The sequence below is a fragment of the Terriglobus sp. YAF25 genome, assembly GCF_052113305.1.
GTDB lineage: Bacteria > Acidobacteriota > Terriglobia > Terriglobales > Acidobacteriaceae > Terriglobus.
The window spans coordinates 1-9,210 of the sequence record NZ_JBFRCY010000087.1; the positions used below are offsets into that span (position 1 = coordinate 1).

The 9,210-nt window shown below is 60.9% G+C and carries 10 protein-coding genes; 5 read left to right on the forward strand and 5 right to left on the reverse strand.

Annotated features, from left to right (window positions below):
* Nucleotides 1–383 precede the first annotated feature (383 nt).
* Nucleotides 384–1,448 carry a tRNA lysidine(34) synthetase TilS gene (gene tilS, locus AB4043_RS05305; protein WP_442301985.1) on the reverse strand — a complete coding sequence of 355 codons (1,065 nt, stop codon included), beginning with the start codon at nt 1,446–1,448 and terminating at the stop codon, nt 384–386.
* Nucleotides 1,449–1,468: 20 nt separating this feature from the next.
* On the opposite strand from tilS, the gene AB4043_RS05310 reads away from it, so the two are divergent.
* Nucleotides 1,469–1,924, forward strand: coding sequence for a GNAT family N-acetyltransferase (locus tag AB4043_RS05310; protein WP_442301984.1), 456 nt, complete (start codon nt 1,469–1,471; stop codon nt 1,922–1,924).
* 132 nt (nt 1,925–2,056) lie between these two features.
* On the opposite strand, the gene ispD is transcribed toward AB4043_RS05310, so the two are convergent.
* Nucleotides 2,057–2,758: a 2-C-methyl-D-erythritol 4-phosphate cytidylyltransferase gene (gene ispD, locus AB4043_RS05315; RefSeq protein ID WP_442301983.1), complete on the reverse strand. Its 702-nt coding sequence runs from the start codon at nt 2,756–2,758 to the stop codon at nt 2,057–2,059.
* A 54-nt stretch (nt 2,759–2,812) separates the two neighbouring features.
* On the opposite strand from ispD, the gene ispF reads away from it, so the two are divergent.
* The 3 genes from ispF to gltX all read left to right on the forward strand — a co-directional run bounded on the left by ispF (nt 2,813) and on the right by gltX (nt 5,655).
* Nucleotides 2,813–3,415, forward strand: a complete 603-nt coding sequence (ispF, locus tag AB4043_RS05320; protein ID WP_442301982.1) for a 2-C-methyl-D-erythritol 2,4-cyclodiphosphate synthase — start codon at nt 2,813–2,815, stop codon at nt 3,413–3,415.
* Between the two features lie 118 nt (nt 3,416–3,533).
* Nucleotides 3,534–3,827 carry a hypothetical protein gene (locus AB4043_RS05325; RefSeq protein ID WP_442301981.1) on the forward strand — a complete coding sequence of 98 codons (294 nt, stop codon included), beginning with the start codon at nt 3,534–3,536 and terminating at the stop codon, nt 3,825–3,827.
* Between the two features lie 328 nt (nt 3,828–4,155).
* Nucleotides 4,156–5,655: a glutamate--tRNA ligase gene (gltX, locus tag AB4043_RS05330; protein WP_442301980.1), complete on the forward strand. Its 1,500-nt coding sequence runs from the start codon at nt 4,156–4,158 to the stop codon at nt 5,653–5,655.
* 399 nt (nt 5,656–6,054) lie between these two features.
* Here gltX and AB4043_RS05335 read toward each other — a convergent pair whose 3' ends face one another.
* A complete protein-coding gene (locus AB4043_RS05335) occupies nt 6,055–6,531 on the reverse strand; it encodes a protein-disulfide reductase DsbD N-terminal domain-containing protein (protein WP_442301979.1) in 477 nt (158 codons plus the stop codon).
* Nucleotides 6,532–6,533: 2 nt separating this feature from the next.
* Nucleotides 6,534–7,169, reverse strand: a complete 636-nt coding sequence (locus AB4043_RS05340) for a TlpA disulfide reductase family protein (protein WP_442301978.1) — start codon at nt 7,167–7,169, stop codon at nt 6,534–6,536.
* A gap of 76 nt (nt 7,170–7,245) precedes the next feature.
* On the opposite strand from AB4043_RS05340, the gene AB4043_RS05345 reads away from it, so the two are divergent.
* Nucleotides 7,246–8,232, forward strand: a complete 987-nt coding sequence (locus AB4043_RS05345; protein WP_442306623.1) for a KpsF/GutQ family sugar-phosphate isomerase — start codon at nt 7,246–7,248, stop codon at nt 8,230–8,232.
* A 220-nt stretch (nt 8,233–8,452) separates the two neighbouring features.
* Here AB4043_RS05345 and AB4043_RS05350 read toward each other — a convergent pair.
* The coding region (locus AB4043_RS05350) for a Crp/Fnr family transcriptional regulator (RefSeq protein ID WP_442306624.1) at nt 8,453–9,210 on the reverse strand (758 nt) is incomplete at its 5' end.

Genomic DNA, 9,210 nt, shown 5'->3' on the forward strand with positions numbered 1-9,210 from the left:
GACCACTACGTCAGAGATCTTGCCTTGTTCGGCATCGTTCAACAACTGACTCAGGGAGATGGTTGTGTCATGTCCGATGCCTGTTCCCTTGACCACGAACTGCCACAGAATCACGAGGCAGGTGATCATGAATACCCAGATCAGGACGGTTTTAACAGTTGAATTCAAATCCGGTTCCTCTTTCCGGCTGCTTCGCCTGGAAGCTAAACCAGCCGGCACGTTTCGCAGAAACGTCCCTGCAATGGTTTAGACGCCACCCAGGGGCGGAAGGTGCTCCCGGGAAAAGCGTTCGCGCTGGTGTTTTTGATTCTACTCCCAGCATTAACGATTCCGCCGCCACTTTCAGGGGAAGTTTCTGCAACTTCGGTCGGAGGTAACGATGTTCAAATCCGGGACAGTTGCAGCTCCCGGGCGGTTCTGCGGGCCCGTAAACCACCCTGTAGGTGAAGCTGGGCCCCAGGCTTGGCCGAGACGGTGGGATCCGGCGTCCACCCCTCCCCCGCCAGACCGCACATCGCCAGCAATTTTGCCGTCTCCACGAAGCTGAGCCGGCACCCAAGCCCGGCTGCTGCCCCCCGCAGCACCCGTCGCCGCGCCGCCACCGAAAGCGGCCGCAGCCGCTCAATCTCCATAGCGACCGCCCTGGCGCCGGGAGCCGTCTCCGAACTGCGGCCCCCGCCCCGGACCGGCGTCCCGGGCAGCACCAGCCCCGGCAACAGCCTCGCCAGCTCTCCAGCCCAGAACTCCTCCTCGGCACGGGCCAGCTCCGCTACCTGAGCCAGAGCTGGCGTGATCTGCGGGTTGAACTGCCGCAGCAGCGGCATCAGCTCATGCCGGACACGGTTGCGGGTCAGATCGAGGGACCGGTTGGTCGAATCCTCCCGCCACTCCTGGCCCCGCGACCGCAAATACGCCTCCACCTCCGCCCGGGAGACGGCAAGCATAGGACGAACAATCCTTGGCCCGAGCTGGGATCCCATCTGGGGCGCCTCGCCCGCGACCACCGGCGAAATGGCCCCCAGCCCTTCCGTCCAGGCGCCGCGCAGCAGCTTCATCAGCACCGTCTCCGCCTGGTCATCCTGGGTATGGGCGGTAGCGACGGCATCGGCGTCCAGACGCGCGAAGACCTGGTATCGCAGAGTGCGGGCGGCCTCCTCGACGGACTCCTTTTCCTGCTCCACCCGCGCTGGGACATCGACCCGTTCCACGGTCACCGGAATCTCGAGGCGCTCGCAGAGCTGCTGCACAAAGGCCGCATCGGCCTCTCCTTCTTCTCCGCGAATCCCATGCTCCACATGCACAACGCTGAGGCCGATGCCCAGGTCCGCTCTCCGGTCAGCCAGGGCAAGCAGCAACGCCACCGAGTCTGCCCCGCCCGAGACGCCGACGGCGACGCGGTCACCCACCCGGAAAAGACTGCCGTTCAAATTCAGTGCACCTTGAGCCATCGTTCCATTATCAATACGTTATGTTCCATACACGTCCTGCCACGCCAGCCGACGCCGCCCTTATCGCCGAACACCGCCAGCGCATGTTCGCTGACTCCGGCCAGGGAGATGAAGCCGTCCGTGCCACGGTGCGCGCCAACTTTGAACCCTGGGTCAGGCCGCGGCTCGAGTCTGGCGAATACACCGGATGGATCGTCGAACTCGATGGCCGTCCCATTGCCGGCGCGGGAATCTGGTGGATGCAGTGGCCGCCGCACTTCTTAGACCCAGTACCGCTGCGCCCTTACCTGCTCAATGTCTTCGTGGATCCGGCGCACCGCGGCCATGGTCTGGCGCGGAAACTGGTCGAACTTGCCATTGAAGCCTCACGGAGCCGCGGCTGCCGCCTGCTCTCGCTCCATGCCTCACGCATGGGAAAACCCATCTACGAAAAGATGGGCTTCAGCGGAACAACGGAGATGATGCTTCACTTGTAAATCGCCTAAATCACCACAAGACTCGATATCCCACCCATCGCGTATCGGGGTCCCCCACGAACTTCGTTCGTTGGGGTGAGTAGCGATGGATGGGGCACTCAGTGCATAGGCTCCCACCGGAATCGATAGCCCCTAATGCTTCAAATAAAACTCAGCCAGCTCCAAATCCCCAGGTTGCGTGATCTTGAAATTGCGGTGTGATCCCGCGACCACAGCGACCTCCATCCCTGCACGCTCAAGCACGCTCGCCTCATCGGTTCCGCTAAAGCCATCCGCATTGGCCTCCGCAAACGCCCTCCGCAACCGAGCGGCGGTGGCGCCCTGCGGCGTCTGTGCCTGCACAATCAGCTCACGCGGAATGGTGCTGGTGATAATCGCTCCGTCGGCGGTACGCTCCACCTGCTTGATGGTGTCGATGGCGGGTACGCCGACAATCGCCGCTCCGTGCTTCTGAATCGCCGCAATAGTGCGTTCGATGGTGTGTCCGTCGATCAGCGGACGCACAGCATCGTGCACCAGCACAATGTCATCATCAGCACAATCCAGCGCAGCCAAGGCATTGGCTACCGATCCCTGGCGGTTTTCTCCGCCTTCAACCACACGCACGCGGCCGTTGAGACCTGCCGCGGCAACCTGCTGGTGGACACGCTTCATCTCCTGCGGCCGCACCGCGACCAGAATCTCAGTGACCGCCGCAACTCCGGCGAAGGTCTTAAGGCTGTGAATCAGGATCGGCTGGCCGCCCAGCTCGAGAAACTGTTTGGGAGCGGAAGCGCCTGCCGCCGCCATGCGCGTGCCGATTCCGGCCGCTGGAAGAATGACAAAGACTCGCATATATCAGGACGCGAGTATATCGCGTCCGCCCGGTGCATTTATGCTGGTGCTTGCATGCGAATTGGTTACGGCTTCGATTCTCACGCCTTTAAACCCGGCGTTCCCCTCATCATCGGCGGTCTGCCGATTGACTCTCCGGAAGGCCTGGCCGGGCACTCGGATGGTGACGTACTGTTGCACGCCATCACGGATGCCCTGCTTGGAGCAGTCTCCGCCGGAGATATCGGCACCTTCTTCCCTCCGAGCGATGCGCGCTGGAAAGGCGCGGCCTCTGACATCTTCCTGCGCACCGCGCTGGAAGAGGTAGCTGCTGCCGGCTATCGCATCGTGAACATCGACACCGTGCTGGTGCTGGCCAAACCGAAGATCGTTCCCATCGCCGGAGACATGCGCGCCCGCGTCGCCGAACTGCTCGGCGTCTCGCCCCGTGACGTCGGCATCAAGGCCAAGACACCTGAGGGTCTGAACCAGGATGGAGTCGCCGTGGCCCACGCGACCGTTCTCCTGGAAGAGATCAAGACCCCCGAAGGCAAACTGGCCATCGCTGTGGAAGATGATGTCGACGCCGCCGTGAAGAACCTTGTGGACGGCATCGAAGTCCACGACACCCGCGCCCTGGGCCGTAAACCGGCCTTCGATACCGACGATCTGACTTAGTCTTTGTCTAGTATTCAAACGAAGGGCGTCCCGCGGGACGCCCTTCGTTTTTTCATTGGCAGACCGCCGGAAAGCATCTACAGTGGCTCACATCTTCAGGAAAGCGAGTTGAGCTGGCATGAATTCTGGTAATCCCGATCCATCCGCAATCATCGCTCTTATGGCGCCCGTGATCCTTATGTGCTGGATCATCGGCGCGGCCATCATCGTCGTTCCCTTCTGGCAGATCTTCAAGAAAGCCGGCATGGCGCCTGCGCTTTCGTTTCTGATGGTGGTGCCGCTGGCGAACCTTGTGATGCTGTATGTCCTGGCCTTCTCACAGTGGAAGACTCCAGTTGTTCCGGTATACGCAACAGCCGGATATCCGCCACCACCGCCACCGTCGCCCTATGAGGCTCCGCCGCAAGCCTGATTGCCGTGAAAAGATCAGCTTCGAAGGTCATAACATCCATACAGGAGAACAATTCAAAAATGGGTGAGCTTTTCGCTCCAACTCATCTCATCGTCCTCTTCTTTTTCGGCTCCTTGGTAATAGTTCCCTTCTGGCAGATCTTCAGGAAGTGCGGCTTCCCGCCAGCGCTCAGCCTTCTGATGATCGTCCCACTGGTTAATCTGGGGCTTCTCTTCGTGATTGCCTTCGGGAGAGGAAATCCACCACGGCAGTCCGTTTAGGCCAGGACGTCAAATCCGGGAACGGGCGGAATCTCCGCTAGAATCAGAGATTGGTTCTGATATCCAGCATGACTGATTCCGCCCGCCCTACTCGCGTCCGTATTGCTCCTTCGCCCACCGGCGATCCCCACGTCGGCACCGCCTACATTGGCCTGCTGAACTACATCTTTGCGCGCCAGCGCGGGGGACAGTTCATCCTGCGCATTGAAGATACGGACCGCACCCGTTTTGTCCCCACCTCCGAGCAGATGATCTTCGACTCGCTGCGCTGGCTGGGGCTGGACTGGAATGAGGGTCCGGATGTCGGCGGCCCCCACGGCCCCTACCGCCAGTCGGAGCGCACCGAGATCTATCGGGAGCACGTGCAGACGCTGCTCAACAACGGCACCGCCTACCGCTGCTTCTGTACCCCCGAGGAGCTGGAAGCCAAGCGCAAGGCCCAGATGGCCGCCAAGGTCGCACCCAAGTACGACCGCACCTGCAAGTACCTGCCGAAGGAGACCGTCGAGGCGAATATCGCCGCCGGTAAGACCTTCACCATTCGCATGGCCGTGCCGGAAGATGGTTCCACCACCTTCCGCGATGAGCTGCGCGGCGAGATTGTCATCGACCACAACAACGTCGATGACCAGGTGCTGCTGAAGTCCGACGGCTTCCCCACCTATCACCTGGCAAACGTCGTTGACGACCACCTGATGCAGATCACTGACGTGATCCGCGCCGAGGAGTGGATCAGCTCCACGCCGAAGCACGTGCTGCTCTATGCTTCCTTCGGTTGGGAGCGGCCTAAGTTCTGGCACATGCCGCTGCTGCGCAATGTCGACAAGTCGAAGATCTCCAAACGCAAGAATCCGGTTTCGCTGATCTACTATCGCGAGTCCGGCTTCCTGCCGCAGGCCATGATCAACTTCCTGGGCCTGATGGGCGGCGGCATGCCGACTCTCAATCCCGTGGAAGCCGCCAACGCCGGCAACACCAAAGAGATCGATATCTTCTCGCTGACGCAGATGGTGGAGAAGTTTGAGTTCCCGCGCATCTCCCTCGGCGGCCCCGTCTTTGATCTGGTGAAACTGAAGTGGCTGAACGGCGAATACCTCCGCGCCCTTCCGCAGGAAGAGTTCGTCGCTGTGCTGAAGCAGACAATCCTCTCCGACAGCTACATCCGAGCCATCGCGCCGCTGGTGCAGACGCGTATGGAGACGCTGGGACAGTGGGGTGACCTGACCGACTTCTTCTTCCGCGACATCGTCGCTCCGCCCGCCGATGTGTGGATTCCGAAGAAGCGCACGCCGGAAGAGACTCTCGCCTTCGCCGCGGAGATGCTTACTGCGCTGGAAGGAACGGACTGGACGACGGAAGCGATCGATGCAGCACTGCGCGCACTGCTGACCGCAAAGGAGTGGTCTGTCAAAGAAGCCTTCATGCTGCTGCGCGCCATCCTCACCGGAAGTGCACAGTCGCCGCCGCTGCTGGAGTCGCTGGTGGTCTTCGGCAAAGCCCGCAGCATCGACCGCATCCGGCGCTTCATCGATAACCAGAAGAAGGCAGCCGCCAATACAAAGAAATAAGAAAAGCCCGGCAACCGCCGGGCTTTCTATTTCTTTGTTGTCATCCTGAGCGTAAGCGAAGGACCCGCTTTATTGCCGCCACATTGCCCTCAGCGGCTAAAGCCGCGGCCTTCGCGGGCTCTGGGCGGCACGGCTGAAGCCGTGCCCTTAAACAAGACCATCCTGTGAAGTTGATCGCGGTGGCTGATGGCGAATAAAACCCGATGGAGAGTTTCGATGCATTGCTCATTGCCGGCCCCGCAAAACCGTTGCGCGTAGCGCAACCATTTCGCGCTGCAGGCGCGAATGCCTTGCTTAAGCGCACGGCTTCAGCCGTGCGATATCAAGGCCAGATGAGAGCGGCTTTAGCCGCTGAGGGCAATTTATTGGACTTCGCTACGAAATGACAGAAGACCCGACTTACTTCGCAGTGACCTCAATCTCCACCGGAAGCTTCTTCGGCGGATAGCAGGCGGCGTTGTCGCAGGCCTGGTAGCTGAGCACGCCCTTCACCGTATACGTTCCCGCCGCTGCCGCGGTGAGATGCGTCTTCAACGTCAGGTCGCCGGTATAGACATCCAGCTTCTCCTGCGGACTGAACGAGAAGCTGTACTCATGCCCCGCCGGATAGTCGATCGCACCCAGCTTGACGCCGGTGGCCGGCTCCAGCTTCAGCACGGTAGGAATCAGCAACTCGCTCTTCGGTGTATGCGAGTTCATGTGATAGCCGTCGAGCACCTTGAAGTGCAGTTCCACCACCGCAGCCTTCTTCGCCGCAATCGACGCAGGCTCGGCGGCGTAGGTCACGAAGCTCTTCGGCACAGGGCCGTTCATCTGTGCAGAAGCGAGTCCCGCAGCGAATACAGGTACAACCAGCAGGTTCAGCAGACGCTTCATGGTTACATGGCTCCCGTTGCAGCAATGGTCTTTTTGATCTTGGTTTCGATGTCGTCCTTGCTTCCCAGCCCGGCCGACTGCTCGACGATGGTGCCGTTGCCGGCGATGTAAAAGCTCATGGGCAGGATCGCGAAGTCGCCATAGGCCTTATCCGCTTTGTGATCGGTCAGCAGGATGGGATAGGTCACACCCAGCTTGTTTGCGGCTTTGGCAATCGCTTCCTTCGGCTCATCCTCATCTTCRGAGATGCCAAGAATCGTGAATCCCTGATCCGCATACTTCTTGCGGAGCTCTTCGAACCAGGGCATCTCCAGCTTGCAGGGCGCACACCAGGTGGCCCAGAAGTTCACCAGCACCGGCTTGCCCTTGTAATCGCTGAGCGAGACCTTCTTGCCCTCGAGCGTGGTCAGCGTGAAAGCCGGCGCAGGTTTACCCCGCAGATCCAGATCTCCTACGAAGCTGTCTGCGCTCACACTCGGCGTGGGAGGCGCCTCTCCCTCTTTCACCAGGGCCAGCTCCGGCGCCTGCTTTGCTTTCTCTGCCGCCAGACGGCGTGCGCGCAGGTTCTGCACCCCCGCCCACACCAGCGCCGCCACCAGCAACGCAAGGACGCCGAGTACTGCCAGATTCCGCTTCACGATTGAAGTCTCCTACCCTCCAGTGTACCGGCAGAGCTCTCAGTCATGCCTGCCGGTGTAGCATCTGGTTGGACTGATGGAAACCGCAAACAGCATCACCCCCTCCGATCTGGTGCGCATTGAAGCCGCTGCGCTGGAGAGCCTAGCCTCACGCCTGGACGGCTCCATGCACCAGGCCTTTCACGACGCCGCCACGCGGCTGGCCGCCTGTGCCAACAATCGTCAGCGCGTCGTGGTCACCGGCATGGGCAAGAGCGGACTCATCGCGCAGAAGATTGCCGCAACCCTGAACTCCACCGGCACCCCGGCACAGTTCCTGCATCCCGCGGAGGCCATCCACGGAGACCTCGGCATGCTTACCCGCGGAGACCTGGTGCTGGCGCTCTCCTACTCCGGTCAGACCGAAGAGATTCTGCGCCTGCTGGAGTTGCTGAAGCGGCTGGGCGATGCCCTCATCACCATGACCGGCGAACCGCAGTCGACGCTCGCCCAGGCAAGCGATGTTGTTCTGGACTGCTCCGTTTCCCGTGAGGCCTGCACGTTGAACCTCGCACCGACAGCCTCCACCACCGTGATGCTCGCACTCGGAGATGCGCTCGCCATTGAGGTGGCGCGGCAACGCGGGTTCCGCAGCGAAGATTTCGCACAGCTTCATCCCGGCGGCAAGCTGGGCAAACGGCTGCGGCTGGTCTCGCAGCTCATGCATGCAGGCGACAACATTCCCATCGTCGCGCCCTCCACCCCCATGCCGGAGGTCATCCATGAGATRAGCCGTAAGCGGCTCGGCATCACCACGGTGGCGGAAGACGGCAGACTGCTCGGCATTATCTCGGATGGCGACCTGCGCCGCCTGCTGGAACGGGAGCAGGCGCAGGCACTCTCCCGCACCGCCGTAGAGGTGATGAACACGGCGCCCCAGACCATCGCTCCGGATGCCCTGGCCTCGTCCGCCCTGGCTGTGATGGAAGAACGAAAGATTACCTCGCTGGTGGTTGTCACCAAAGACAGCCATCTGCAGGGAGTTCTACACCTTCACGACCTCTGGGGCCTGGAACTGGTTTAGGAGTGTCGACAGATTCGGGATAACCCATGCACCGGCTGCCCCATGTCCCTCGGGGACATGGGCCCGTCTTTCACTTTCCTGTGCACTTTTACCAATCTTTCTGAACCAACGTTAGGGTTACAGAAATACGATCGCGCGAAGCGCGATACCCCACCCTTCGCGATAAAACCGCGAAGAATGGGGCAGCAAGAGTCTACTGCTTCCGGATCTGCCGAGCGCCCTAAGCCTTCTTCAGAGCCGCCGGCCGAAACCGTTCCGTCGCCGTACGGAGCGTGTGATAGCACTCACACGCTGCCTTCTCCAGCTCAACGCGATCCTTGATGCGGATCTTGCCGCGGGTGTACTCCATCAGTCCGGCTCGTTGCAGATCGCCCGCCGCAATCGTCACGGTCGACCGGCGCGCACCCAGCATCTGTGACAGATACTCTTGCGTCAGCCGAAGCGAATTCGATTGCATGCGGTCAGAAGCTGTCAGCAGCCAGCGCGCCAGGCGCTGTTCGACAGAGTGGATGCGGTTGCAGACCACGTTCTGGCCCATCTGCACCATCTTGAGGTATGCCGCCTGGTGTACAGCATGGAGCAGCGCCGGATCGCGGCGCACCTCCTCACGCATCATTGCGGAACGGATGCGCAGAGCCGAACCCTCGCCCCGGACAGTAGCCAGGTGGGGCCCAACAGGCTGATCGATCAGCGGACCGACATTGATCAGGCTTTCGTGACCGATCGTGGCCACCTCGACCGAATCGCCCGACTCAGTAAGCACGCTCAGTGAGACGAATCCGCTCAACGGAAAATACACAAACTCCGTCGGCTTCTCCGGTTCTGCAAGTGTCATACCCACCTGTAACTCCACTTGCGTGAAATGCCGTTGCAGTGCGGCATAGGTGGCTTCCGGGAGTTGTAGCAAAATCCAGTTCAGGGGCCGTTGATTCATGGTCCCCGTCGTTTCCAGTCCATTCATCGTGGGGTTCCTTACAC

Bases quoted from the DNA above. Each gene is read 5' to 3' on its own strand.
- tilS (WP_442301985.1), bottom strand. From the start codon at position 1,448: ATGGCTCAAGGTGCACTGAATTTGAACGGCAGTCTTTTCCGGGTGGGT.
- AB4043_RS05310 (WP_442301984.1), top strand. From the start codon at position 1,469: ATGTTCCATACACGTCCTGCCACGCCAGCCGACGCCGCCCTTATCGCC.
- ispD (WP_442301983.1), bottom strand. From the start codon at position 2,758: ATGCGAGTCTTTGTCATTCTTCCAGCGGCCGGAATCGGCACGCGCATG.
- ispF (WP_442301982.1), top strand. From the start codon at position 2,813: ATGCGAATTGGTTACGGCTTCGATTCTCACGCCTTTAAACCCGGCGTT.
- AB4043_RS05325 (WP_442301981.1), top strand. From the start codon at position 3,534: ATGAATTCTGGTAATCCCGATCCATCCGCAATCATCGCTCTTATGGCG.
- gltX (WP_442301980.1), top strand. From the start codon at position 4,156: ATGACTGATTCCGCCCGCCCTACTCGCGTCCGTATTGCTCCTTCGCCC.
- AB4043_RS05335 (WP_442301979.1), bottom strand. From the start codon at position 6,531: ATGAAGCGTCTGCTGAACCTGCTGGTTGTACCTGTATTCGCTGCGGGA.